At 45.4% G+C, this 24245-nt stretch carries 24 protein-coding genes; 19 read left to right on the top strand and 5 right to left on the bottom strand.

What is annotated here, in order from left to right:
- The first annotated feature begins 131 nt into the window (after positions 1 to 131).
- From ACLWBB_RS12430 to pstB, 4 genes are read left to right on the top strand one after another with little or no spacing between them, the layout of a single operon-like run.
- Positions 132 to 1127 carry a PstS family phosphate ABC transporter substrate-binding protein gene (locus ACLWBB_RS12430; protein ID WP_413287846.1) on the top strand — a complete coding sequence of 332 codons (996 nt, stop codon included), beginning with the start codon at positions 132 to 134 and terminating at the stop codon, positions 1125 to 1127.
- Positions 1127 to 2065 carry a phosphate ABC transporter permease subunit PstC gene (pstC, locus tag ACLWBB_RS12425; protein ID WP_413287845.1) on the top strand — a complete coding sequence of 313 codons (939 nt, stop codon included), beginning with the start codon at positions 1127 to 1129 and terminating at the stop codon, positions 2063 to 2065. Before ACLWBB_RS12430 ends, pstC begins: the two co-directional genes overlap by 1 nt.
- Complete coding sequence (pstA, locus tag ACLWBB_RS12420) at positions 2065 to 2985, top strand: phosphate ABC transporter permease PstA (protein WP_413287844.1); 921 nt, start codon at positions 2065 to 2067, stop codon at positions 2983 to 2985. The genes pstC and pstA overlap by 1 nt, the downstream gene beginning before the upstream one ends.
- Positions 2986 to 2989: 4 nt before the next feature.
- Positions 2990 to 3751 (top strand): phosphate ABC transporter ATP-binding protein PstB, encoded by a 762-nt coding sequence (gene pstB / locus ACLWBB_RS12415; RefSeq protein WP_413287843.1) that lies wholly within the window; start codon positions 2990 to 2992, stop codon positions 3749 to 3751.
- Here the strand turns inward: pstB and ACLWBB_RS12410 are convergent.
- Positions 3727 to 4680: a hypothetical protein gene (locus ACLWBB_RS12410; RefSeq protein ID WP_413287842.1), complete on the bottom strand. Its 954-nt coding sequence runs from the start codon at positions 4678 to 4680 to the stop codon at positions 3727 to 3729. The genes pstB and ACLWBB_RS12410 overlap by 25 nt on opposite strands.
- A gap of 116 nt (positions 4681 to 4796) precedes the next feature.
- On the opposite strand from ACLWBB_RS12410, the gene ACLWBB_RS12405 reads away from it, so the two are divergent.
- Positions 4797 to 5066 carry a YheU family protein gene (locus ACLWBB_RS12405; RefSeq protein WP_413287841.1) on the top strand — a complete coding sequence of 90 codons (270 nt, stop codon included), beginning with the start codon at positions 4797 to 4799 and terminating at the stop codon, positions 5064 to 5066.
- On the opposite strand, the gene ACLWBB_RS12400 is transcribed toward ACLWBB_RS12405, so the two are convergent.
- Both ACLWBB_RS12400 and ACLWBB_RS12395 read right to left on the bottom strand, forming a co-directional pair.
- Positions 5063 to 5878 carry a class I SAM-dependent methyltransferase gene (locus tag ACLWBB_RS12400; protein WP_413287840.1) on the bottom strand — a complete coding sequence of 272 codons (816 nt, stop codon included), beginning with the start codon at positions 5876 to 5878 and terminating at the stop codon, positions 5063 to 5065. The genes ACLWBB_RS12405 and ACLWBB_RS12400 overlap by 4 nt on opposite strands.
- Before the next feature lie 117 nt (positions 5879 to 5995).
- Entirely contained in the window at positions 5996 to 7171 is a 1176-nt protein-coding gene (locus ACLWBB_RS12395; RefSeq protein WP_413291604.1) for a glycosyltransferase family 4 protein, read from the bottom strand.
- Positions 7172 to 7435: 264 nt separating this feature from the next.
- Between ACLWBB_RS12395 and gmd the strand changes: the two genes are divergently transcribed.
- Genes gmd through ACLWBB_RS12380 form a run of 3 tightly spaced genes read left to right on the top strand, consistent with a single transcriptional unit; the run spans position 7436 to position 10633 of the window.
- Positions 7436 to 8515 (top strand): GDP-mannose 4,6-dehydratase, encoded by a 1080-nt coding sequence (gene gmd, locus ACLWBB_RS12390; RefSeq protein ID WP_413287839.1) that lies wholly within the window; start codon positions 7436 to 7438, stop codon positions 8513 to 8515.
- Positions 8512 to 9432 (top strand): GDP-L-fucose synthase family protein, encoded by a 921-nt coding sequence (locus tag ACLWBB_RS12385; protein ID WP_413287838.1) that lies wholly within the window; start codon positions 8512 to 8514, stop codon positions 9430 to 9432. The genes gmd and ACLWBB_RS12385 overlap by 4 nt, the downstream gene beginning before the upstream one ends.
- A 10-nt stretch (positions 9433 to 9442) precedes the next feature.
- On the top strand, positions 9443 to 10633 hold the full coding sequence (locus tag ACLWBB_RS12380) for a DegT/DnrJ/EryC1/StrS family aminotransferase (RefSeq protein WP_413287837.1): 1191 nt from the start codon (positions 9443 to 9445) through the stop codon (positions 10631 to 10633).
- 14 nt (positions 10634 to 10647) lie between these two features.
- Here the strand turns inward: ACLWBB_RS12380 and rfbH are convergent, their stop codons facing one another.
- Positions 10648 to 11982 carry a lipopolysaccharide biosynthesis protein RfbH gene (gene rfbH, locus ACLWBB_RS12375; RefSeq protein ID WP_413287836.1) on the bottom strand — a complete coding sequence of 445 codons (1335 nt, stop codon included), beginning with the start codon at positions 11980 to 11982 and terminating at the stop codon, positions 10648 to 10650.
- Between the two features lie 149 nt (positions 11983 to 12131).
- Here rfbH and rfbF point away from each other — a divergent pair, with 149 nt between their 5' ends.
- From rfbF to ACLWBB_RS12320, 11 genes are read left to right on the top strand one after another with little or no spacing between them, the layout of a single operon-like run.
- On the top strand, positions 12132 to 12899 hold the full coding sequence (rfbF, locus tag ACLWBB_RS12370; protein ID WP_413287835.1) for a glucose-1-phosphate cytidylyltransferase: 768 nt from the start codon (positions 12132 to 12134) through the stop codon (positions 12897 to 12899).
- Positions 12884 to 13945, top strand: a complete 1062-nt coding sequence (gene rfbG, locus ACLWBB_RS12365; protein ID WP_413287834.1) for a CDP-glucose 4,6-dehydratase — start codon at positions 12884 to 12886, stop codon at positions 13943 to 13945. Before rfbF ends, rfbG begins: the two co-directional genes overlap by 16 nt.
- Positions 13946 to 13947: 2 nt before the next feature.
- Positions 13948 to 14991 carry an NAD-dependent epimerase/dehydratase family protein gene (locus ACLWBB_RS12360; protein ID WP_413287833.1) on the top strand — a complete coding sequence of 348 codons (1044 nt, stop codon included), beginning with the start codon at positions 13948 to 13950 and terminating at the stop codon, positions 14989 to 14991.
- Positions 14988 to 15791: a transketolase gene (locus tag ACLWBB_RS12355; protein ID WP_413287832.1), complete on the top strand. Its 804-nt coding sequence runs from the start codon at positions 14988 to 14990 to the stop codon at positions 15789 to 15791. Before ACLWBB_RS12360 ends, ACLWBB_RS12355 begins: the two co-directional genes overlap by 4 nt.
- An 11-nt stretch (positions 15792 to 15802) precedes the next feature.
- Positions 15803 to 16720, top strand: coding sequence for a transketolase family protein (locus ACLWBB_RS12350; protein ID WP_413287831.1), 918 nt, complete (start codon positions 15803 to 15805; stop codon positions 16718 to 16720).
- A gap of 9 nt (positions 16721 to 16729) precedes the next feature.
- Positions 16730 to 18148: a polysaccharide biosynthesis C-terminal domain-containing protein gene (locus ACLWBB_RS12345; RefSeq protein WP_413287830.1), complete on the top strand. Its 1419-nt coding sequence runs from the start codon at positions 16730 to 16732 to the stop codon at positions 18146 to 18148.
- Positions 18149 to 18164: 16 nt separating this feature from the next.
- Positions 18165 to 19013: a DUF268 domain-containing protein gene (locus ACLWBB_RS12340; RefSeq protein ID WP_413287829.1), complete on the top strand. Its 849-nt coding sequence runs from the start codon at positions 18165 to 18167 to the stop codon at positions 19011 to 19013.
- A 1-nt stretch (position 19014) separates the two neighbouring features.
- Positions 19015 to 20013, top strand: a complete 999-nt coding sequence (locus ACLWBB_RS12335) for a glycosyltransferase (protein WP_413287828.1) — start codon at positions 19015 to 19017, stop codon at positions 20011 to 20013.
- Positions 20006 to 21046 carry a glycosyltransferase family 2 protein gene (locus ACLWBB_RS12330; RefSeq protein WP_413287827.1) on the top strand — a complete coding sequence of 347 codons (1041 nt, stop codon included), beginning with the start codon at positions 20006 to 20008 and terminating at the stop codon, positions 21044 to 21046. The genes ACLWBB_RS12335 and ACLWBB_RS12330 overlap by 8 nt, the downstream gene beginning before the upstream one ends.
- Positions 21043 to 22086 (top strand): glycosyltransferase family 10 domain-containing protein, encoded by a 1044-nt coding sequence (locus ACLWBB_RS12325; RefSeq protein WP_413287826.1) that lies wholly within the window; start codon positions 21043 to 21045, stop codon positions 22084 to 22086. Before ACLWBB_RS12330 ends, ACLWBB_RS12325 begins: the two co-directional genes overlap by 4 nt.
- A gap of 13 nt (positions 22087 to 22099) precedes the next feature.
- Positions 22100 to 22924: a glycosyltransferase family 2 protein gene (locus tag ACLWBB_RS12320; RefSeq protein ID WP_413287825.1), complete on the top strand. Its 825-nt coding sequence runs from the start codon at positions 22100 to 22102 to the stop codon at positions 22922 to 22924.
- On the opposite strand, the gene ACLWBB_RS12315 is transcribed toward ACLWBB_RS12320, so the two are convergent.
- Positions 22874 to 24187, bottom strand: coding sequence for an O-antigen ligase family protein (locus tag ACLWBB_RS12315; protein ID WP_413287824.1), 1314 nt, complete (start codon positions 24185 to 24187; stop codon positions 22874 to 22876). The two genes, ACLWBB_RS12320 and ACLWBB_RS12315, sit on opposite strands and share 51 nt — an antisense overlap.
- Between the last annotated feature and the right edge of the window lie 58 nt (positions 24188 to 24245).

Genomic DNA, 24245 nt, shown 5'->3' with positions numbered 1-24245 from the left:
CGGATGTCAAAAGACCTGTGGCACTAATTGGCCTCAATCATATAACGCGTCCCGAGGTAATCCTAATAAAACCTTAACGAGACGGCGCCAGGGCAGGGTGCTAATGTCCTTTCAAACCAGTGAGGTGTTTAATGAAACAACTAATGATTTCTGCATTTGTCCTTTTAGCCGGTTTAAGCGTAAAGGCCCAATCAACTATCAAAATTGACGGTTCTAGCACCGTGTTTCCTATTACTGAAGCTATGGCTGAAGAGTTTCAAGCATCTCAAAAAAATAAGGTTCGCGTCACTGTCGGAATTTCTGGAACTGGTGGCGGCTTTAAAAAATTCTGCCGTGGCGAAACAGACATTCAAGATGCATCTCGTCCAATCCAAACTGCTGAGCTTGAAGCCTGTAAAAAAGCAGGGGTGCGCTTTATTGAACTTCCAATTGCTTATGATGCAACTGTTGTAGTTGTGAACCCTAAGAACGACTGGGTCAGCGAAGTCACTATCGATGACTTGAAAAAAATGTGGGCTCCTGAGGCTCAAGGTAAAGTGACTAAGTGGAAACAAGTTAAAGATGCTTGGCCAAATGAAAACTTGAAACTTTTTGGCGCGGGTTCTGATTCTGGAACATTCGACTACTTCACGGAAGCTATTGTCGGTAAAGCAAAATCTAGCCGTGGTGACTACACTGCGAGTGAAGATGACAATACTTTGATCACAGGTGTTGCTAACGACAAGTTTGCTTTGGGTTATGTTCCTTTGGCGTACTACGCTGAAAATAAAGGAAAGTTGAAAGCCTTGGCGATCATTGGTGGCGACAAATCGCCAGCAAAAGGAAAAGCTGTATTGCCTTCTAAAGAGACTGTTGAAAATGGAACGTACTTCCCATTGTCTCGCCCAGTCTTTATCTATGTCAGTGAAGCTTCTTTGAAGAAAACTGAAGTTGCTGACTTCGTAAAATTCTACCTAAAAAATGCCGAGAAGTTCGTTCCTGAAGTGAAATACGTGGCTCTACCGAAAAAAGCTTACGAAATCGGTATGGAGAACTTGAACAAGAAAAAGCTAGGCACTGTGTTTGCTGGCCACTCCGATGTGGGTATCCGCATCGAAGATTTGATGAAAAAAGAATCTAAAGAGTAATGCCAAAAACCAGTTCCCAAAAGCTTACGGAATTTACCGCCGCCGACCATCCAGTTCGGCGGCTTCGTCGTTTGAAAGAGAAAGCGATTGAGTTCGTTTTGTTCTTAGCGGCGGCATCCAGCGTCCTTGTGACGATTGGGATCGTGGGTATTCTTATTACTGAGTCCTTACCATTTTTTAGTCATGTAAGTCTGAAAGACTTCCTGACTGATACAGAGTGGACGCCACTTTTTGAAAATGCCCGCTACGGGATTTTGCCTTTGGTGTGTGGGACATTCTTAGCAACTGTCATCGCGTTGACAGTTGCGATTCCGCTTGGAACGGTGGCGGCTGCTTACTTGAGTGAATATGTTGCTCCGGGGCCTCGTGAAATTTTGAAACCAGTTTTGGAACTTTTGGCGGCGATCCCTACGGTTGTGTATGGTTACTTTGCTTTGCTTTTTGTAACCCCGCTTTTACAAAAAGTATTTCCTGATCTAGGTGGATTTAACGTTCTAAGTGCCGGTCTTGTAATCGGAGTCATGATTGTTCCTTATGTAAGTTCTTTAAGTGAAGACGCTATGAGAAGTGTGCCGAACCATCTTCGCGAGGCTTCCTTTGCGATGGGGGCTTCTCGTTTTCAAACGGTCTTCCGTGTGGTGATTCCATCCGCGTTCTCAGGAATGACCTCGGCTTATATCTTAGGGATTTCGCGCGCGCTTGGTGAAACGATGGTAGTTGCAATTGCGGCTGGTATGCAGCCGAATCTAACTTTGAATCCTTTGCAACCTGCAGCGACGATCACGGCCTTTATCGTGCAAGTAAGTCTTGGGGATTTACCGCATGGATCTGTCGGATATCAGTCGATCTATGTGGCGGGTTTAACATTGTTGACTCTGACTTTGACCTTTAATGTGATTGGTATGTGGCTTCGTAAAAAGTTCCAGGAGCGTGAGTAATGAGCGACATCCGGGATCCTATTTTACGCGACATCCGTCGCCGCAAGACGATCGACTTTATGTTCGCAGTAGCGGGCCTGATGTCTTTGCTTTTTGCCTTGCTGACATTGCTGGTTCTTGTGGTGGATTTAGCATCAACAGGTGTGCCACGTTTGAGCGTCGAGTTCTTTAGTAATTTCCCGTCTCGCTTTCCGGAACGTGCCGGAATTTTGTCAGCTTGGGTGGGGAGTTTCTGTATTATGCTGACCACTGCCTTGTGCGCAATTCCTTTGGGCGTGGCTGCAGGTGTCTATCTTGAAGAGTATGCGCCAAAGAACTGGGTTACGCAGTTGATAGAGCTCAATATCATTAACTTGGCGGGGATTCCGTCGATCACCTTTGGCTTAATGGCCTTGGGGATTTTCGTCTACAAACTGGGGTTAGGCCAAAGCATTCTGACGGCTGGTTTGACTCTGGGCCTTTTGGTTTTGCCGATTATTATTGTAACAACTCGGGAAGCTATCCGTGCCATTCCGAATTCTATTCGCGAGGCTAGCTACGCCGTTGGCGCCAGCAAGTGGCAGACGATTCGTTATCATATTCTGCCATACTCTTCGGGCGGTATTTTGACGGGCGTGATTATTTCGTTATCACGTGCGATCGGAGAGACCGCGCCTTTGATCACGATAGGTGCTTTGACCTTTGTGGCGTTCTTGCCGACGTCTCCTGTGGTGCATGAGTTTCCGTTTGTCAGTTTCCAGTGGCTGAAAGATCCGTTCACGGTTTTACCGATTCAAATGTTTAACTGGTTGTCTCGTCCTCAGGCTGAGTTTCACGTGAATGCAGCTGCGACGGGGATTGTGCTATTGTTGATGACCTTGTTGTTGAATGGAGTCGCGATTTACATTCGCTATAGATTCCGTAAGAAAATGAAGTGGTAGTAGTATGAAGATTAGAGCAGATGTCAAAAATTTGAGCTTTTTCTACGGTCCAAAACAAGTTTTGAAGAGCGTTTCTTTGCCGATTTATGAAAACAAAATGACGGCTTTGATTGGTCCTTCTGGTTGTGGAAAGACGACGCTTCTTCGTTGCTTTAACCGCATGCACGACCTGTATGCGACGACCAACTACCAAGGCGAGATCATTCTTCATCCGGGGAATAGAAATATTCTGGGGAAAGAGATCGATCCGATGGAAGTACGCATGCGTATCGGCATGGTTTTCCAAAAACCAAATCCATTTCCAAAGACCATTTTTGAAAATGTCGCTTATGGACTTCGCGTTCGTGGCGTTCGTAAGAAAAGTTTTATCGAAGAGCGTGTTGTGAAATCTTTGCAGCAAGCGGGTCTTTGGAACGAAGTGAAGGATCGCTTGAACGCTCATGCTACGGACATGTCGGGCGGGCAGCAGCAGCGTTTGTGTATCGCACGTGCTCTTGCCACAGAACCCGAGATGTTGCTTTTGGATGAACCAACGAGCGCTTTGGATCCGATTTCAACGGCGCATATTGAAGAGTTGATTACCGAACTTAAAAAAGAAGTCACGATCTTGATGGTGACTCACAATCTTCACCAAGCGGCGCGTACGGCGGATTATACGGCGTATATGTATTTAGGTGAGTTGATTGAGTTTGGAAACACGGATCAGATCTTTACGACCCCGAATGACACTCGTACCGAGAATTACATCACGGGTCGTTTCGGGTAATATCTTTTGTAGGACTGTGGGCCTTCCCAGGCTATGAGGATTTCCTCAGAAGTTAGACGATACCAGAGCTGGGCAATATATTCGTGCGGCTCTGGATACGTAAAATACTTTTCAATGAGTGGACGGTACATCTCTGCCATCTCGGGATTGGCGGTGCCGCCGTATTCACTGCGATGATACCAACGAAGTGCGCCCATCACAGGGTTTTTCTCTCCAAGCTTGGTGTTGCCAAAATTTACCGGACGAGTGACGGAGTAAATGTAGCGACTGAGTTCTGACATCGGTGTTGGTTTATAAACCGCAGCCAGCAAGTGTTGCACGACGATGTTATTGTCATCGACGTCATTTTGATTTTTAAGCCGCGGAATCCAGTGGTCATCTTTAAAATGCAGTGGCATGGCAGAAAGAACTGTTCCCACAAGTTCAACCGAATCCAAAACTAGAAGCACAGGATAAAGGGGTGCTGTCCACCATCCGCCAGCACGAATGAACTGTGCGATATTCAAGTGCATAGGGTCGGGAATTTTCTTTTTAGTTTGTCCCTCACCAATGCGAATTAGATTTTGCGCGAACATCCCGCGCTTGGCTGTGGCTTTGAAAAGCCGCCAGAGTCTTGGGTAATCTTCGTAAGCTGCGCAGTAAGCAATGACGGGAAGAACTTGGTCCCGCGAAGTCGTGTCAGGATTTGAGTACCACTTCGTAGGATCTGGATGACGAACATAGATACCAGGCTGAACTTCGAATTTGTCCATCATCTCCGACGCTGAGGCAGGTCTGCGCATGGGAGTTGAGCGTGCGGGGAGTGTGACTGTGTTTGAGATTCGGTCGTAGCGAAGTTTTTGTGCGAACGCATACATGCCCTCTCGGTGGAGACTGTCTCCACCATCCATGTCTTTTTGAACAATGATGGCGTAGGCATCGATATACATATATTTCTATTGTAGGTTAGAATAATTACTCTAGGTTTTTTATCTGGCGAAAGCGCATACTCTCGAGGGAAAAACGAAGCTTGTCTCAGCCTGAGACAAAGGTATGATGTCCGAATATGTACGACCACGACGAGAAAGAAGAAAAGCCACCTATCGAAGTTCCCCGCGAAGTTTTAAGTAGCGATGCTTTGAACGGTATTATCGAGAGTTTCATTCTGCGCGAAGGCACCGATTACGGCCGCGAAGAAGTCAGCTTTGGCAAAAAATACGAGCAAGTCGAGCGGCAGCTTGATAAGGGCGACGTAAAAATCGTGTTTGATCCCAACACCGAGAGCGTCGGAATCGTAACTGCCCAAGAGTGGGCGAAGTTAATTAGACAGCTTTAAGTTTGGAAGTCGTAGCTTCCGATTTGATGGAGAGCTGTTTTTGCTTCAGGGAGTTCGTATTCTTTTTCAAACTCTACAATGAGGCTTCCGTCTAATAGAATGCGCGGGTCGATATTGAGTTTTAAAATCTCGCGATAAGCTTCTTTTGCATGGGGCTTTTTGCGAACATTTCTAAAGTATGTCATTAAGCTGCTTAAGAGAATAAATGGATAAAAAATCACGAACAAAAACAAGTTCGATGTTTTAAGCTCGGAAAAATAAATTTTACTAATTTTGAGGCCTGCAATTTTAGCCAGCAAACGCATTTTTGTAATGCCAATCAAAAAGACATGTCCATAGTATTGATTGTCGTTGTGATCACGATTGAACCAAATACTATCGTATTCATTGACGGACATGATCCGGCTATGGCGCTCACTTTCGGTCAAAAGGTAAGAAACTTTGTGTTTCAAATTCGAGTGGTTTGGAGTCGTGATAATTAAACTGCCATTTTTCTTTAGAACTCGATTGAATTCTTTAAAGGCCGAAAGCTGATCAGGGAAATGTTCTATTCCTTCTTGGCAAATTAAAAGATCCGCCATGGAATTAGGCAGGGGAATTCCCTCGGTGGCATCGCAGTACTGACACTGAATGCGTTTCTCGTTAAAGAACTCTGGAAAAAGATCAAATGCATGCACTGTATAGCCATGGTCCAATAGAAACTTTGAGGTTTCTCCGTTCCCGGCAGGTAAATCAATGGCGACAGGATTGTTTTTTGCTCGCGCAATTAAGTTCTGACTAAGAGCTCTAAAAAATATATCCTTAAATGTCATGCGGGACAGGGTAGTTGGAGGAATATTTGCTTGTCAATATGAAGGAAAGCGTCCACTTGTCTTTAATTTAGTGCTTCTATTTTTAAATTAAATTCTGGAGCAGATGGTGGTTATTGCTTAAGTAACGAGCGGTGATTTTTCAAAAACCAGGGATTTATAGTCTGCAATTTGCAGCGTCGATATTATTTTGAAGTCAAATTCAGAATAGGCTCGCTCCTGAGCTTTTGCAGAAAGCGAAATACGAAGATTGTCATTAGAGCAAAGAAGTACCAGCCCCTTTGCAAGGCTTTCGACGTCTTTAACGGGAACCAAGAGGCCCGTACTGTTGTCGACAATAGCATCACGAAGCCCAGGAATATCTGTCCCCAGAGCGCAGATTCCTGCAGCGGCTGCTTCAATAACTACAGTTCCAAAACCTTCCCGGTAGCTTGGGATGCATAGAAAATCACAAGCGGCCATATAGACATCGGGTTTTTTTTGAAATCCCAAATATTTTATCTTGGGATGAGTCTTAATGGTTTGCTCCAGCGCCTGATCTTCCTCAGAGAAAAGTCTTTCCATGTCTCCTAGTAAAATGAGGTAAGCACCAGTTTCTTCACAGGTACTAGTAAACGCCTGAACTAATTCATGGATGCCCTTATCCGGCGTAATCCGGCCGACAAAGAGAATTCTTTTAGCTTCCTCAGGAATACTGAGTTGTTCAGAGAGCAGGGCGCGCGCAGTTTTGAGCTCTGGTCGCTGAAATTTATGAGGATCAATGCCTCCGAGAGAGCCTTTGTTCAGGCAATACAATTCGCCTGTTTTAGCAACTCCCTCGTTGAGTAGATATTGGATCTGACTGTTGCTATCCGTATAGGCACGAGTGTCTAGTCGAATCACCAAGGTGTCGAGTTTCTTTAAAAACCAGCGCAAAGGCCCTTGAAGAGTTGCCCAGCGTTGGCCCGTGAAAGTATGAATTCTAACCGGGGTTTTTGTGAGCAGACCCGCAATAGACGTGATCAAGCCTGCCTTTGGAGTCAGTGAGTGAACGATGTCGTATTTTTCATTTTTTAAGTGTCGCCAAAGCTGCCACAGGCTGCGGAGGTCTTTGAAAAGTGAAATGTCGCGGGCGATTTCAATTTCAATAACTTTAAAGCCATAGGTCTTTTTTAAGTATTCACCATAGGCCTCATGACTAGTGATGAGAGTCACCTCGATATTTTGTCTCTGATACTCTTGAATGTTATTCAGCAAGTGGACAAAAAAGTTTGGGACTGTGGCTATTAGACCCAATTTTAATGTTGAGGTGTTCATTGGCGGTACGTTCATACTTATTTGGAATTAGAAGATGCGACGCGTTTTCTGTCAAGCCGACTAGAATCATTGGCCGCAGAAGTTTTTTGGTTCGAAAAAACTTAAGAAATGGATGCTTGTTGGTATTCGAACGGGTTTTGGTTTTAAGGGTGAAAATCGAGAGAACAACAGCAAAATTGTCGACTGACTCGTAGTGAAATATTGACCCAATCATTGGCGAAAGATAAGTACATTAAATTGCTTACAAATAGCGAGTAGGGAAGTATGAAAAAAGCGTTAATTACAGGTGTAACTGGGCAAGATGGTGCTTATCTAGCGGAACTCCTTCTGAGCAAAGGATACGAAGTTCATGGCATCAAGCGTCGTACTTCGTTGTTCAATACAGATCGTATTGATCATTTGTTCAAAGATCCACACATCCCAGGACAGAGCTTTATTCTCCATCATGGAGACATGACGGATTCATCGTCCCTGCTCAGAATTATCCAACAAGTACAACCGGATGAGATCTACAACTTGGCCGCACAGAGCCACGTTGCGGTCTCGTTTGAAGAGCCTGAGTACACGGCTAACAGTGATGCGATGGGCGCTTTGCGACTTTTAGAGGCAATCCGCATCTTGGGCCTGACTAAAAAAACTCGTTATTACCAGGCTTCGACCTCTGAACTTTATGGATTGGTTCAAGAAACTCCGCAAAAAGAGACAACTCCTTTCTATCCACGCAGCCCCTATGCGGTGGCGAAGCTCTATGCTTATTGGATCACCGTCAACTATCGCGAGGCTTACGGCATTTATGCCTGCAACGGGATTCTATTCAACCATGAGAGCCCATTGCGCGGAGAAACTTTCGTTACTAGAAAAATCACGCGTGCTTTGGCGCGTATTAAGTTGGGAACTCAGGACTGTTTGTATCTTGGAAACCTGGATTCAAAACGTGACTGGGGTCATGCAAAAGACTACGTAGAAATGCAATGGATGATGTTGCAACAAGCGAACCCTGAGGACTTTGTTATTGCAACTGGCATTCAGTTCAGCGTGCGTGAGTTTGTTGATGTCGCAGCCAAAGAGTTGGGCATTGACGTGACCTGGAAAGGCCACGGCGTTGAAGAAAAAGGCTATGACAAGAATGGCCGTTGCATTGTGGCTGTAGATCCACGTTACTTCCGCCCAGCAGAGGTAGAAACGCTTCTTGGCGATGCTACAAAAGCAAAGACCAAATTGGGTTGGACACCGAAAATCACTTTTGCAGAGTTAGTCACCGAAATGGTGAAAACAGACCTTCTTTTGGCTGAACAAGAGATGAAAGCTGGGACCCCTAAAAAGGTCGTGAGGCTGGATCAGTGAAACTTCTAATTACGGGCGCTGGTGGGATGGTCGGTAAAAATCTCTTAGAGAATCCCGACCTCTCTCGCTATGAAATTCTGAGACCAACTCGTGCCGAGTTGAATTTGGGCTCTCGCGAGCAGGTAGAGTCCTATTTAGACAAACACCGACCTGATTTTGTGATTCACGCGGCAGGCAGAGTGGGTGGCATTCAAGCCAATATTAAAAATCCTGTGGCGTTTCTTGTAGAAAACGTCGATATCAACCGCAACCTGATCGCCTCTTGCCACAATGTGGGTATCAAGAAAATGATCAATCTTGGTTCATCTTGCATGTATCCTCGTAACGCCGAAAATCCTTTGAAAGAAAGTATGGTCCTTCAAGGCGAGTTAGAGCCGACGAACGAAGGTTATGCCTTGGCGAAAATCATGGCACAACGTCTGTGCCAGTACATCATGAAGGAAGATCCTTCTTTCCAATACAAAACTTTGATTCCTTGCAATCTCTATGGGCGCTTTGATCACTTTGATCCCGTGAACTCACATCTGATTCCAGCGGTTGTTCGTAAAGTGGATGAAGCCAAAAAAACGGGGGCCACGCAGGTCGAAATTTGGGGAGACGGCGAAGCTCGTCGCGAATTCATGTATGCCGGGGATTTGGCAGACTGTATTGCTGCAGGCATTCGAAAATTTGATTCCCTTCCGGCTTTGATGAATGTGGGCTTAGGTATCGATTATAGCGTGAATGAGTATTACAAGGCCGTGGCGGATGTGATTGGTTACAAAGGTGGATTTACTCATGACCTCACCAAGCCGGTAGGAATGAAGCGTAAGCTTGTAGCTACTGAAATCGCTCAGACGTGGGGATGGAAGAGTCAGACCTCCTTGCGCCAGGGAATTGAAAAAACATACGAATATTATTTAAATTTGCCTCAATAAAGGGACGATTATGGAAATGTTTTACCCTCTAGCAACTTCAAGCTGGGATCATTTGGAAGTCGAAGCGATCCAAAAGGTTATTAAAACTGGCATGTACACAATGGGCGCTCATGTCGCCCAGTACGAAAAAGAGTTCGCGAAATTCCTCGGCGCCAAGTACTGCGTTATGTGCAGCTCGGGATCGACTGCCAATCTGTTGATGGTGGCGGCTCTTTTTTATCGTAAAGAAAATCCTTTAAAGCGTGGCGACGAAGTCATTGTTCCTGCGGTTTCTTGGAGTACGACTTACTTCCCACTTGCGCAATATGGTCTGAAACTTAAGTTTGTAGACATCGATATCGAGACTTTGAATTATGATTTGAACGCTCTGAAGTCTGCGATCACCGACAAGACAAGAATGGTCATGACCGTCAATCTTTTGGGAAATCCAAATGACTTTTCGCAAATCAAGAAAATGATTGCGGGTAAAAATATTGAGCTTGTCGAAGACAACTGCGAATCCTTGGGCGCTACTTTTGAAAGCCGTCAGGCGGGCACTTTCGGTACCATGGGAACTTATAGCAGCTTCTTTAGCCATCATATTTCGACGATGGAAGGTGGAATTGTCTCTACGGATGACGAAGAGCTTTATCATATTCTTCTTTGCTTACGAGCTCACGGGTGGACCAGAAATCTTCCGAAAGAAAATAAAGTCACAGGCACAAAAAGTGACAATCCCTTTGAAGAGTCTTTTAAGTTTGTGCTTCCTGGATACAACGTTCGTCCCTTAGAAATGAGTGGCGCGATTGGTTTGGAGCAAATCAAAAAGCTTCAACACTTTGTTGATATCCGCCGCGAAAATGCGGCTGTTTTCCAAGAGCTTTTTGGCAACCATAAGGATTTCTACATTCAAAAAGAAACAGGCAAAAGCAGCTGGTTTGGTTTTAGCTTTGTGATTAAGCCTGAATCAAAAGTGAATCGCTTGAAGCTGATTGATCATCTGACTAAAGCGGGTGTGGAGTGTCGTCCGATTGTGGCCGGTAACTTTGCAAAAAATGAAGCCTTGAAGTGGTTTGAACATGAAATCCACGGAAAACTGCCAAATGCAGAGTCTATCGACAGCCATGGTTTCTTCGTCGGCAATCATCAAGTGCCGATGACCTCTCAGATTCAGCGTCTCAGAACTGAGTTTGATAAAGGACTGGCCCTAGCAAAAAGCTAGGGCTTATTTGTTGCTTATTTTGTGACAGCTTCCAGTTGTTCCAACATGTAGTCCATTTTTACTTGGTCTAATGCTGGGTGTACGCCGATCCAGAAAAGTTCTTTCATGATGCGATCGGTGTTTTTCAAGTCTCCGTGAATACGATAGTCGACGTTTTTGTAAGCAGGTTGTTTGGTTAAATTGCCTGCGAACAAAAGGCGAGTCCCGACCTTTTTATCTTCAAGGCTAGAGACCACCTTTTCGCGATTCAATCCTTCATTGCAGTATAGTGGGAATCCGAACCAGCTTGGATTTGTCTCTGGCGTTGCTTCGACAGGAGTAAAGTACTTCGACAAAGTCGGGGACGACTTGATGCCTTTGTAGAGGTAATTCCAGTTTTTTCTGCGAGCTTCGATGAAAGATTCCACTTTGTTCAATTGTGAAATTCCAAGGGCTGCTTGCATGTCTGTAACTTTCAAATTGTAACCGACATGCGAGTAAATATATTTGTGATCGTAACCCTCTGGAAGATCGCCCAGTTTCCAACAGAATCTCTTATTGCATGTGTTGTCTTTTCCGGGCTCACACCAGCAGTCACGGCCCCAATCGCGGATGCTTTCTGCAATTTTTTTCAAGCGACCATCTTTAGACATCACGGCGCCACCTTCACCCATGGTGATGTGGTGAGCCGGGTAAAAGCTGCTGGTTGCATATTCGCCAAAGCTGCCAACGGGTTTGTCTTGAATGGTGGCGCCAAGAGCATCACAGCAGTCTTCGATCAAGAAGAGACCTTCTTTTTTGCACCAATCCGCAATGATATCCGCGCGGTAAGGATTCCCCAGAGTGTGGGCTAAAACTACAGCGCGCGTTTTAGAGGTTTTAGCCTCCATGATCAGTTTTGGAAGAGCATTTATTGTGGCTGCATCGACGTCGATAAAAACAGGCTTCCAGCCATTTTGTACGATCGGATTCACTGTGGTTGGAAAGCCAGCAGCAACCGTGATCACTTCATCTCCGGGAACCAGTGGTTTCATACCAAATTTTTCTAATTCCGGAGAGCCCAGAGAGGAAACCGCCACAAGATTGGCGCTGGATCCGCTATTCACCAATAACGACTTGGTCGTGCGGCCGAAATATTTTCCAAATTGGGCCTCGAACTCCCGTGCATAGCGACCCGCTGTCAGCCACATATCAAGCGATGCGTCAATCAGGTGTGCGAGGTCGTTTTCATCCACCACTTTCGCTGTGACAGGAATGTAGGTAGAGCCTGGGATAAAGGTTTTCGGTTTATTTTCCTGAAGAAACAAGTTCTTCGCAGAGGTAATAACCGCTGCACGCTGTTCTTCATTTCCTGACGGGGATACTGGCATTGTGTACTCCTGATAGAGTTAAGATTCTTACCAAGACAGGCGTAGCTATGGCAATCTATAGCCGACAAATAATTTGGTGCAGAAATGGCTAAATACATGTATTTATTGCTAAAGATCTTATAAAGTTCAGGCTTCACGAGGAGAGTCGAATGAAAGTCGTGCTATTGGCTGGCGGTTTCGGAACGCGCATCAGCGAAGAAAGTCATTTGAAGCCAAAACCTATGATCGAGATCGGTGGCAAACCTATTCTCTGGCACATCATGAAAATATACTCTCACTATGGTTTGAACGATTTTATCGTTTGCTGTGGTTATAAGGGTTACGTGATCAAAGAATATTTTGCGAACTACTTCTTGCACACTTCAGATGTCACTTTCGATATGAAGTCTAACAAAATGGATATTCATCAAAGCAGTTCTGAACCTTGGAAAGTCACTTTGGTGGATACCGGCGAAAACACGATGACCGGTGGTCGTATCAAGCGAGTGAAAGATTATATTGGTAATGACGACTTCTGTCTGACTTACGGTGATGGCGTGGCTGATGTGAATATCAAAGACCTCATCGCATTTCATAAAAAACACGGAAAGATGGCAACACTGACTGCGACTCAGCCGCCGGGACGTTTTGGCGCCTTGAATTTGGAAGACGACAAAATTCAGAGCTTTCAGGAAAAGCCCGAAGGTGATGGCGGTTGGATCAATGGTGGCTTCTTTGTTTTGAACAACAAAGTGATCGATCTTATTTCCGATGACCAAACTATCTGGGAAAAATCTCCTATGGAGAAATTGGCAGCGAACGGTCAGATGCACGCTTTCTTTCACAAGGGTTTTTGGCAGCCGATGGATAGCCTCCGAGATAAAAATCTTCTTGAAGATCTTTGGCAAAAAGGAAAAGCACCATGGCGAGTGTGGTAAGTTCTTTCTGGAAAAATAAAAAAGTCTTTCTGACTGGACACACGGGATTTAAAGGCAGTTGGATGAGCTTGTGGCTTCATAAAATGGGCGCGCAGGTGACGGGTTATGCCTTGCAACCTCCGACGAATCCTTCTTTGTTTGAGGCAGCGGGCATCGCAAGCCTTATTCAATCGCACATTGGTGATATTCGTGATTTCGAGAATCTGAAAAAAGTTCTTTCTGATGCAAAGCCTGACATCATTATTCACATGGCGGCTCAGCCATTGGTGCGCTACTCTTATTCGAATCCGATTGAAACCTACATGACGAATGTGATGGGCACGGTTTATCTTTTAGAGGCCGCAAAGGCGGTTCCTTCTATTCGTGCCATTGTGAACGTGACCACAGACAAGTGTTATGAAAATAAAGAATGGCATTGGGGTTACAGAGAAAATGAAGCTCTTGGCGGCTATGATCCTTACAGTAGCAGCAAAGCTTGTTCAGAGCTTGTGACTTCGGCGTACAGACAGTCTTTTAAAATCGCAGTGGCGTCAGCCCGTGCTGGCAATGTTATCGGCGGTGGTGACTGGGCGGAAGATCGTTTGATTCCTGATATTATTAAATCCTTTTCGAAAAACGAGTCTGTGAAAGTTAGAAATCCAAACTCTATTCGTCCATGGCAACACGTTCTGGAACCTCTCTGCGGTTATTTGGTATTGGCGCAGAAGCTTTTTGAACAAGGAGCAGATTACGCTCAGGCCTTTAACTTTGGTCCGACGGAATCCGATGCACGTGAAGTTGAGTGGATCGTGAAAAAGATGGTTGGCATGTGGGGCGGTGACGCTGCTTACACGCTAACGAAAGATCCTAATGCTGTTCACGAGGCGACCTATTTGAAACTAGATCACTCCAAGGCTCGAACCCTTTTGCAGTGGGAGCCTCGCTGGGGACTCGAGAAGACATTGGAAAGCATTGTGACCTGGAGCAAGGCTTATGCGTCTAACAAAACTCAGTGTCGTGAAGTGACTCTTCGTCAAATTGAAGAGTACGAGAAATTTTTAGGTTAATCATGTTGCCAATTGAAGACCTCAAACACGTTTTTACACAGACAGAGACTCTTTGGAATCAGCTCCAAGGGAAAACGATTTTTTTGTCTGGTGGAACGGGGTTTGTAGGAACGTGGTTGTTAGAGAGTTTTCTTTATGCGAACCAAGCATTGTCCTTGCAGGCAAAGATGGTGGTTCTATCTCGAGACCCGGACGTATTTTTTAAAAAACATCCGCACTTAAAAGACGAAAAATCTCTGGCTTTTATCAAAGGCGACGTTCGTTCGTTTGCTGAGCCTGAAGGTGCGTTTGATTATGCGTTTCACGCGGCTGTCGATCCGGCAGCGTCCCTCGGTGGATCTCAGGCGTTGGACGCTTTCGATGTCAGTGTTGCTGGCACCAAACGAGTTCTCGAGCTTTGTAAAACAAAAAAAGTAAAGAAAGTTCTCTTTGTCAGCTCTGGCGCGGTTTATGGAAAACAACCTGCAGATATCACTCACGTCGAGGAAACTTATGCCGGTGCACCGGATTTGAGTAAGAGCTCGTCCATGTATGGCGAGGGTAAACGTGTGGGCGAGCTTATGAGTCGTCAGTATGGACAGACTTATGGTTTTGATGTCAGCATCGCTCGTCTTTTTGCATTCGTTGGCCCGGGCTTGCCGCTAGATGGTCACTACGCCGTCGGGAATTTTATTCGCAATATTCTTTCCGGCGAAAATATTTGTATTAAAGGCGATGGCTCTGCGAAGCGTTCTTACATGTACGCTTCTGATATGGCGATTTGGCTTTGGCATATCTTGTTTCGCGGAGAATCTTTTGCGGCCTATAACGTGGGTTCCGACAAAGAGCTTAGTATTTTGCAATTGGCGAAAAAAATTATTTCCATTGAAAATCCGAAATTAGAAGTCGTTGTACAAGGTGCTTCGACAGGAAACCTGTCAGGGGATCTTTATGTGCCATCTGTAAAGAAGGCCGCTTCTGATTTGGGTTTAAGATTAAGCGTGCCTGATGATGCCGCTTTAAAGAAAACTATTGAATTTTATAAAAAAACAGCGGAGGCCCAATGAATTCAGCTGTATTTGATGCAAAAAAACTTCGTAAGACTGTTTTGGATATGGCCTTTAACGGATCGACGGTTCATATTCCCTGCGCTTTTTCGCTAGTTGAAATTTTGGCTGTTCTCTATCGCAATCATTTGAATTTGGCCTCGGGCCCCAAAGATGAGAACCGTGATTTTTTAATCTTAAGTAAAGGCCACGGTGTGATGGCTCAGTACGCTTGCCTTTTCGAGCTGGGCTGGCTGACAGATTCGGATGTGAAGAAATACTTCGCGGACGGCACGCGCCTTAAAGGTTTGTCAGACTCTCACGTCGAGGGACTTGAAGTGACTTCAGGCTCTTTGGGGCATGGTCTTTCTGTAGGTGCTGGCATCGCCCTTGGTTGCAAACTGAAAAAGACCAATCAGCAGGTTTATGCTATCGTCGGCGATGGCGAGAGCAACGAAGGCTCGATTTGGGAAGCTTTACTTTTTGCCGCTCATTGGAAGTTAGATAATTTGTGTGTCATCATCGATGCCAACGGCTTTCAAGCGATGGGGCCGACGAATGAAGTTATGCATTTGTCAGATCTTGGCAAAAAAATGGAAGCATTTGATTTTGATACGATTGTTCTTGATGGCCACGATGAGGCTGCTCTTCATGCGGCGTTTTCAGAATTAAAATCAAAGAAAAATGGCCGACCCAAAGCCGTCGTTGCAAACACTGTGAAAGGCAAAGGCGTGTCTTTCATGGAAGGCAACAATGTCTGGCACTATACGAGACTTAATCCAACGACCTATCAGGAAGCTCTTAAAGAGCTAGGATTCTAACAGGGGGTTCTATGCGTGAAGCTTTCTCTAAAGCCTTAGTTCAAGCGGCGAAGGACAATTCTAAATTGTACCTCCTCACAGGGGACCACGGTTATGCATTGTTTGATGGTCTTCGTAAATCCAGCCCAGAGCGTTTTATCAACGCCGGGGTTGCAGAGCAAAACATGGTTGGGGTGGCCTCTGGCCTATCGAAAATGGGCTTTTTGCCTGTGATTTATGGTTTGAGTGCATTTGTCCCAGTTCGTGTTCTTGAACAGATTAAAATAGATTTCTGCTATGAAAACCTTCCCTGTATTTTGATAGGGGATGGCGCTGGCGTTGTCTACAGCCATCTCGGAACTTCTCATCAAAGCACAGAGGATATCGCTTGCCTGCGAGCCATTCCGAATATTCGTATTCTGTCTCCGGCAGACAAATTTGAATTGGAATCTTGTTTTCAGTTAGCGCTGCAAGCAAAAGCGCCGGTCTACTTAAGATTCGGAAAGTCGGATCTCGGAGATGTTCACAAAAAAGCTCCTGACATTGCTTGGGGCAAACCTCTAGAGGTCAAGTCGGGAAGTGGCAGTACCGTTTTCTATGCTACTGGTTCGATGGTTCATCAAGCCCTGCGACTGGCGAATGAGAAATATCCAGATGCGTCCGTATACAGTGTGCCTTGCCTAAAACCATTGGATGAAAATCATTTCATTCAGACCTTCAAAGGCAAAAAGAACGTCATTGTGATCGAAGAACATTCAGTCTATGGCGGCTTAGGATCTGCCGTGGCTGAAGTAGTGTCCTCTGTTGGGGGCCCTCGGGTTGTCAGATTGGGAATCAAAGACCGCTTCTCGAAAATGTGTGGAACCTACCAGTATCTGATGAAAGAGCACGAATTAGATTTTGAAGCTCTCGCGCGAGATGTGGCCATTCAGTTAGAAAGAGTGCTGTAAGGATACGATGTGCTTTTAATCGCATTGGGGCGTGTTGCTCAATTTTTGATATTGTTGCTGATCATGCGTGTTGCAACCACGGTCCTGCCGCCTTCTGAAATGGGGCGGATGTCTTTGCTTGTTACCACAATCGCTTTGTGCGCTCTGTTTTTTATCAATCCCATCGGTATGTTTATCAACAGGCGACTGCATGAGTGGAATGAACAGGGGCGCGTGAAGCACTACCTGAATCTTTACTATGGGTATCTGGTTTTTATTTTTCTTGTTGTGAGTGGATTGCTTTCGCTCACCAATCATTTCATTTGGTTTGATTTTCAAACGGAAACGATCTGGCTGATTGTTTTGATCGGTGGCTCGTTGCTTTTTAATACCATTAATCAAACAGCTATACCGTCTTTGAACATGCTGGGATATCGCGGCTGGTTTATGGGGCTGACGATTGCGACATTGGCGGCTGGTTTTATCCTTGCGTGGACACTCGTTAAAAATTACTCAGGACGGGCCGAGTACTGGATGCTGGGTCTTCTGATTGGGCAGATTATTTTTGCTGGTATCGGCATCAAAGTCTTTCTTAGTAAATTGCGACCACCGCAGGCGCCTCTACAAAAATCGAAAGTAAATTTTAAACCCATTCTGATGTTCACATGGCCCATTGCTATTTCAGTGGGCCTCAACTGGTTGCAAATGCAAGGCTATCGATTTCTGTTGAATGATTCGATGGGGCTTGCGGCCTTGGGCTTGTTTGTTGCTGGTTATGGTGTGAGCGCAGGTTTGATTTCAGGCTTTGAATCTATTTTAACGACCTACTTCCAGCCTCTCTTTTATGAAAATGTCAGTAAGGGTACAGGAGAGCAAACGACACAGGTGTGGGAAAACTACGCCAGTGCTATTATCCCTTCTGTTGTTTTGCTGGTGTGGATGCTCTCCGCGGTGGCGCCGGAACTGACGCGTGTTTTGTTAGGTGTGCAGTATCGGGATTCGTATATTTATGTAACGTGGGGCGCAATTGCTGAAGGAGCACGGGTTGTCGCCGGTGTTTATACCTTGGCAGCTCACGGTCGCATGAAGACACAGCTTTTGCTTCTTCCCAATCTTGTAGGCGCGATTCTGTCCTTAACGTTGGTATCCTATTTGGTTCCAAAGATGGGAGCCATCGGTGCTGGCGTTGGTTTGACGGTGGCGGGTTGTTTGATGGTTCTAGTGATGCACTATACAATTGCAAAAGACAGCTCGATTCGGTTGCCGTACCGCCGTTTAATGCAAAGCTTACTTATGGGCGGAGTGTTGTTTTTGGGCGTTATGTCATTTAAAACTCTAGTGGCAAATACAGGAAGCTTGTTTTACGCGCTGGTATTACTTGCGATTGCAGGAGTGGTCTTTTTAGTGATGCAATATCTGTTGCTAAGACGTTTTCAACTAGCGAAATAAATATGGAATTCTGAATATGCAGGCTCTTAAATCGTATATAAGAAAAAATAAAAGACTACTGAGTGTTGTTCGCTACATTCTGTATTGGACGTCTAACTTCGGAATCGAGTTGCCACGCATTTTGGCAATTCGAGCTTTTCCTGCAGTAGTGAGAGAGTACTTCATTCTTAAAAGAATGAACAAAGAGGCCGGGTCCAAATGGAAGTTGCGATTTTCCATGCCAAGTCTGCATGATCGTTATGAAGAGAGCGGCATTATATCTGGCCATTATTTTCACCAGGACTTGTTGGTGGCTCGAAGAATCTTTCAAAGACAGCCGGTAAAACACGTGGACGTGGCTTCCAGAGTAGAAACTTTTGTGGCTCACGTGGCGGCCTTTCGCGCAATCGAAGTTTTTGACATCCGTCCGTTGGATGCAAAAATTAAAAACATTACTTTTAAACAATGCGATTTCATGAATTTTCCGAAAGAGCTTTTAGGCTATGCAGACTCAGTTTCTTGCCTGCATGCCTTAGAGCATTTCGGGTTAGGTCGTTATAACGATCCGATGGACATCGATGGGCACTTGAAAGGTTTTGATAGCCTGTACAAAATTTTGGCGCCAGGCGGGATTTTATATCTTTCGTTCCCGATCGGCGAAGAACGAATCGAATTCAACGCTCATCGCGTGTTTGCAATTAAAACAGTTCTAGAGTGGGCGAAAGATCGTTTTGAACTCATTGGCTTTTCCTATGTCGATGATGCAGGGGATTTGCACGAAGATGTTGTTCTCACTCCAGAGGCCATCAATACCACTTACAATCTTGATTATGGTTGTGGAATTTTTGAACTTAAGAAACTGCCTGTGACTGCAAAGGTGAACTAAAATGAAGATTCTATTGGTGTGCATGCAGCACGACTATGGGCAAGCCTCTCGTGGGCATTCTTACGAGTATACAAATTACTACCACTCGCTAGTTCAGATGGGTCACGAGGTGATCCTTTTTGACTATATGGCTGAAATGCAGCAGCAAGGTAAGGCGCAGATGAATGCAAATCTGCTTCGTCGTGCGGAAGAGCTAAAGCCTGCCGTTGCTATTTTTCACCTGTACACGGATCAGTTTGAGGTCTCTACGATCCAAGCTCTGCGCGCGCATACAAAAACCCTCTCGATCTTTCATGATGATACCTGGAGAAAAGAGTACGCCTATTTTTGGGCGCCCCATTTTGATTTTTTCACGACTCCAGATTACTTTTCAGTTCGCAGATATGCGGCTCATGGCTTGAAGCACGTTCTTTTGTTTTCCTATGGCTGCAACGAGAAAATGTACTACCGCATGAATGAACCTAAAATCCATGACGTGTCTTTCGTCGGCAGATGGCACCCGTACCGCCAGTGGTTGGTGGATAAGCTTGCCAAAGCCGGGGTTAAAGTTGTTGCCAAGGGACCAGGCTGGAGCGGTGGCATGGTTTCACACGATGAAATGGTGAAACTCTTTAATCAAAGTCGTATTAATCTGAATATTTCCAACTCTGCCTCGTGGGATGCGCGTTACCTGTGTTCGTCTTGGCGTGCTTTGGTAGATCGTATTCGGTCAAAGAAGTCTGTGGAACAGCTTAAAGCCCGACATTTCGAGATCAATGGATGTGGTGGTTTTCAGCTTTCTTACTATGTTGAGGGTCTTGAAAGACAGTACGCCATTAGCGATGAGATGGATGTATATGGCAGCATTGACGAGCTTGTAGATAAAGTGAAGTTTTATCTCGAGAACGCGGATCAACGTGAAGCTATGGCCAATGCCGGTTATCAGCGCACTTTGAAGGATCACTCGTTCTCGGCGCGCTTTACGAAGCTCTTCCAAGAGATGGGGCTTAAAAATGGCTAATGCAGCTCCGTTGGTGTGCATCTGTATTCCTTGCTATAACTCCGAGAAAACGATCGGCGAGACTATTCAGTCGGCTTTAAAGCAGACTTATTCAAACTTTATCATTCGTGTTCTTGATAATGCCTCGACCGACCGAACTTTGCAGATCGTGGAGTCTTTCAAAGACGAACGCATTACAATCTATCGAAGCGAAAAGAATATTGGGGCTATCGCCAATTTTGATCGTTGTATCGAGCTTGCCTGCGGAAAATACACAGAGATTTTTCACGCCGATGAGGTGTATGAGCCGGAAATCGTAGCAAGGCAGGTAGAGTCTTTGGAAAGTAATCCAGAGGCCGGTGTCGCGTTTACAGAAGCCTTTTTGATTGATTCTGAAAGCAAAGCTTTTGGTCAAACCTCGGTTGCAAGATACCTTGGTCGCGAAAAAGGTCAGACCGTTTTATTGAATTACGAAGAGTTATTCCCGGTGATTTTGCGCGCGGGTAATTTTCTTTTGTGCTCTGGGGCGCTTGTCAGAACAGAGATCTACCAAAAAGAAATTCAGAAATGGAATGGCCAACAGTTTCTGACCAGTTGTGATTTAGATGTGTGGCTGCGTATTCTTGAACAGCACAAAATTCTGATCATTCTAGAAAACCTTATGAGTACACGCACGTCACAAACTCAGGCGTCGTACTTGGAGCTCAAGCGCAATACCAATCGCGCGGACATGTTTTTAGTGTTGGATTACTATCTGCAGAAACCACGATCCCAGAATGCGGTGAAAAAGTCCGATATTCTTGGTTATCAGGCGCTGGAGCGCATGGACATCGCTCGCCGTGCGATGAATATGTATTTGATGGGGCAGACGAAAGAGGCGGGAGCTCTTTTGAAAGGACACTTTCATTTTGAGCTTCTGGCGAAGGCTTTTGAGTCCAAACGAGGCATGTTGACCTTCTTGCTGATTTCATACTTAAAATTCGTGTTGTTGCTGGGCTTAGATAAAATGGGCCATCATATTTTGCATGCAATTGTCATTAAGACGAAGAGATGAGTAAAAATATGGTCTCTAAGAATGTCTATATTGATCCCTCCTATGAAGCTTTCTACGGCGATAAGTTGTTTGACCTTTCAAATCCAAATTTGAATCGAGATGACCAATTATTGCCTTTTGTGCGAATGCGTGATGAGGCCGCTAAGTCTGGGATGACCGTAAAGACTGCGGACTTTCTTTCTGCTGAAAGCAGCTCAGGGAAGGGTGGCGATTACTATTCTATGGGGATTCTTCCGGACTACGAGAGTCTGAAGGCCAAAGGGGTTACGGCTCAGGCCTATATTCTTTTAGAGCCCCCAGTTGTTGCGCCGAAGTTTTATCAGAATCTTCCGTCTTTAACTGCCAACTTTAAAAGCGTCTATGTTCATAATACACATGGAGACGGTTACTCTTTAGAGGGTGTTCGTAAGGAAGTTCTTAAGAAGATTTACTGGCCACTTCCCTATAAAGGGGTTCTTGAAAAGTTTTGGAACCGACGCGAGAGAAAATCTCGTATTGTTGTCATCAATGGACACCATAAACCTATCAGCTCTAAGAATGAACTTTATAGCAAGCGTATAGAAGCCATTGCTGCGCTGGAAAAGTATGACATCGTCGATTTATTCGGACGAGGTTGGGATAAGTGGCTGACCAGATGTAGTTTGTGGCTGCCATATCTTTTAAATCGCAGTGCTTTATTAAAAGCTTACAGAGGCGCTTGCGGTTCAAAATATGAAACCCTGAGTGAGTATAATTTCTGTCTTTGTTTTGAAAACATGAAAATGAGTGGCTACATTACAGAGAAGATCTTTGATTGCCTTTACGCGGGCACTATTCCTCTCTATCTAGGGGCACCTGATATCGAGAAGTATATTCCGACCGAAGCTTTTGTGGATTGCCGTAAATTTAGCAACTGGAATGAGATGCTGAACTTTGTGCGCGCAATGACACCTGAGCAGATTCAATCTATGCGAGAAGCCGGTCGCGCCTTTTTTGAAAGCGAACGAGCTCGTCCGTATTATCATTCATTAGAGAACATTATTGGCGCCAAGGGCGAGTAGCTGACGAGGGGATATGTCCACATTGCACGAAAAAATTCCTGTCTCTGTTGTCATTCCTTGCTACCGTTGCAAAGACACTATTGTGCGGGCGTTGGCTTCGGTGGCAGCGCAAACAGCTCTTCCGGCGGAAGTGATTTTGGTCGAGGATCAAAGTGGCGATGACACGCTTCAAAGACTGAAAGAGATTGCCAAACAATATCCAGAGAATTGGATTCGAGTTCTAGAGCAAAAAGTAAATGCGGGACCAGGCAGCGCTAGAAATGTTGGCTGGGAATCTGCCCAAAATCCATATATTGCTTTTTTGGATTCTGATGACAGCTGGCACCCACAAAAATTAGAAATTCAGTACTCTTGGATGAAAACCCATCCAGACGTGGCTTTGACGGGGCATGGAACCCAGCAGGTCGAAGGCACCACGGCACCTAATGACAAGGTTTTGGCAGTCGTTGACCGTCCAGTGATCGCAAAGAAACTTTTGTTTTCAAATCAGTTTCCGACTCGTTCTGTGATGCTTCGTCGTGATGTTCCGTTTCGCTTTTTTCCGGGAAAGCGCCATTCTGAAGACTATTTGCTGTGGTTGACTATTGTTTTGAATGGGCACAAAGCTTACGTTTTGGAAGCACCTTTAGCGTACTCATTTAAGTCAGATTATGGCGATGCTGGGCTTAGTGCCCAGCTTTGGAAACATGAAAAAGGTGAGTTGGATATGTACCGTCGGCTTAAGAATGACGGCCTGGTCTCTGTGGGAATGTACTACCCACTTTTGGCATTCTCGTTTCTTAAATATCTAAGACGAGTGCTTATCACCGCGAAGCGAAGCAGATCTGCCAGAGCTTAAATACAATTGCTGTAGATAAATACTCGTCGTCCACGCAATGATAAATAAAATCATAAAGCGGTTTTTCCCTATCGAGAAATTAGCTTCAGTGAGGCCTCCGATATAAAAACATATCATGGCACCGATACCGCCAAGCCCGATCCCCATTTGTAGTGGAGAGGTCGCTTTTCTATAAGCCAGATACGCGGTTCTCAGAGTGAAAAACATGAAGTACAGGTAGCACAGAAGACCCAAGATCCCGGTTCCCGCTAAAAAATGCATGTACTGGTTGTGCGCGTGTCCCTCAAAGTAACCAGCTGGCACGCCCATTCTGTCATAGTACTCGCGCAGCCGTGCACGGTTTTGTCCATAGCCTGCTCCCAACAGAGGTCGATCTTTGAACATCTCCCAGTTGGTTTTCCAAAGTGTCAAACGTTCGCTATCCCCACGTACAGAGAGATTGATGGTTGTGGTAATGCGCTCGCGAATTTTTTGACTGCTTGCAAAGCCGATCAGCCCAAGGCCAATCAGTCCGGCAGTCAGGAGAATGCCCCATTTTCTATTAATCAAATAACCCATGACTAACAGTCCACTCGCCACCCCAATCCACACTCCACGAGTGAAGGTTAGAAGAATCGTAGCTGCAGTAAGAATGAATGCGGCGTAAATCCAAGGGGACAAACGCTGCTTTGTTCGCCAATGAGCTAAAAGAACTCCGATGAAAACCATGAGGAGCGGACCGTAGGTATGTGCTAGTGGCATTGAGTGATTGAAGATTCCGCCGGCTCGCCAATTTGCAAAGTTCTGCAGATTGATGGCTCTTTGGGAAAAGGGTTCTGCTAGGGGATTGTAGCCCAGAGCATAGATAACAACGGCAACAAGAGAGCACAGAGCAAGGGCGACGGCAAAAAACTTAAGCACTTTTGGGTTTTCACCAAAGACCGACCAGAACAGGATGAACACATAGAAATCCAGAATCCAGCGAAATTCAAAAAACAGATCCTGCCAAGAGGATGACAGTGGGTTGAGCGCGAGCCCCAGTCCGATGACAAAAAGCCAGCTTCCCCAGAGCCACCACAATCCAAGGCGTGGCCAACTCCACGGCATTTTGTAGTATTTCGCAGTCCAATACAGAGAGGTCAGGAGCATGGCGCCGGCAAAGAAATCCATTCCTGTTTGTGAAGTCAGCAGCGAAAACTGCATGAAGCAGAGGAGAAGGAGCCCCCAAAGGTATTCCCGACGAGACAAGAACTCTCGAAGGGCGGTCACGGGAAACGAGTTCATTTACAATTCCTCTAAGAAAAGAGAGCAGCTCTTTTCCCGGAAAACAGGCAAAAGGCGT

It is taken from the genome of Bdellovibrio sp. HCB337 (assembly GCF_047302465.1).
Classification (GTDB): domain Bacteria; phylum Bdellovibrionota; class Bdellovibrionia; order Bdellovibrionales; family Bdellovibrionaceae; genus JACMRP01.
Note: the sequence above shows the minus strand (reverse complement) of the source record. Positions and strands in the feature narration are given on the sequence as shown.

Coding starts and splice junctions, on each gene's coding strand:
- ACLWBB_RS12430 (WP_413287846.1), top strand. CDS start 132: ATGAAACAACTAATGATTTCTGCATTTGTCCTTTTAGCCGGTTTAAGC.
- ACLWBB_RS12380 (WP_413287837.1), top strand. CDS start 9,443: ATGGAAATGTTTTACCCTCTAGCAACTTCAAGCTGGGATCATTTGGAA.
- ACLWBB_RS12360 (WP_413287833.1), top strand. CDS start 13,948: ATGTTGCCAATTGAAGACCTCAAACACGTTTTTACACAGACAGAGACT.
- ACLWBB_RS12340 (WP_413287829.1), top strand. CDS start 18,165: ATGCAGGCTCTTAAATCGTATATAAGAAAAAATAAAAGACTACTGAGT.
- pstB (WP_413287843.1), top strand. CDS start 2,990: ATGAAGATTAGAGCAGATGTCAAAAATTTGAGCTTTTTCTACGGTCCA.
- ACLWBB_RS12330 (WP_413287827.1), top strand. CDS start 20,006: ATGGCTAATGCAGCTCCGTTGGTGTGCATCTGTATTCCTTGCTATAAC.
- ACLWBB_RS12405 (WP_413287841.1), top strand. CDS start 4,797: ATGTACGACCACGACGAGAAAGAAGAAAAGCCACCTATCGAAGTTCCC.
- ACLWBB_RS12350 (WP_413287831.1), top strand. CDS start 15,803: ATGCGTGAAGCTTTCTCTAAAGCCTTAGTTCAAGCGGCGAAGGACAAT.
- ACLWBB_RS12335 (WP_413287828.1), top strand. CDS start 19,015: ATGAAGATTCTATTGGTGTGCATGCAGCACGACTATGGGCAAGCCTCT.
- ACLWBB_RS12320 (WP_413287825.1), top strand. CDS start 22,100: ATGTCCACATTGCACGAAAAAATTCCTGTCTCTGTTGTCATTCCTTGC.
- ACLWBB_RS12400 (WP_413287840.1), bottom strand. CDS start 5,878: ATGACATTTAAGGATATATTTTTTAGAGCTCTTAGTCAGAACTTAATT.
- ACLWBB_RS12325 (WP_413287826.1), top strand. CDS start 21,043: ATGAGTAAAAATATGGTCTCTAAGAATGTCTATATTGATCCCTCCTAT.
- rfbF (WP_413287835.1), top strand. CDS start 12,132: ATGAAAGTCGTGCTATTGGCTGGCGGTTTCGGAACGCGCATCAGCGAA.
- pstC (WP_413287845.1), top strand. CDS start 1,127: ATGCCAAAAACCAGTTCCCAAAAGCTTACGGAATTTACCGCCGCCGAC.
- rfbH (WP_413287836.1), bottom strand. CDS start 11,982: ATGCCAGTATCCCCGTCAGGAAATGAAGAACAGCGTGCAGCGGTTATT.
- ACLWBB_RS12410 (WP_413287842.1), bottom strand. CDS start 4,680: ATGTATATCGATGCCTACGCCATCATTGTTCAAAAAGACATGGATGGT.
- ACLWBB_RS12315 (WP_413287824.1), bottom strand. CDS start 24,187: ATGAACTCGTTTCCCGTGACCGCCCTTCGAGAGTTCTTGTCTCGTCGG.
- rfbG (WP_413287834.1), top strand. CDS start 12,884: ATGGCGAGTGTGGTAAGTTCTTTCTGGAAAAATAAAAAAGTCTTTCTG.
- ACLWBB_RS12395 (WP_413291604.1), bottom strand. CDS start 7,171: ATGAACACCTCAACATTAAAATTGGGTCTAATAGCCACAGTCCCAAAC.
- pstA (WP_413287844.1), top strand. CDS start 2,065: ATGAGCGACATCCGGGATCCTATTTTACGCGACATCCGTCGCCGCAAG.
- gmd (WP_413287839.1), top strand. CDS start 7,436: ATGAAAAAAGCGTTAATTACAGGTGTAACTGGGCAAGATGGTGCTTAT.
- ACLWBB_RS12355 (WP_413287832.1), top strand. CDS start 14,988: ATGAATTCAGCTGTATTTGATGCAAAAAAACTTCGTAAGACTGTTTTG.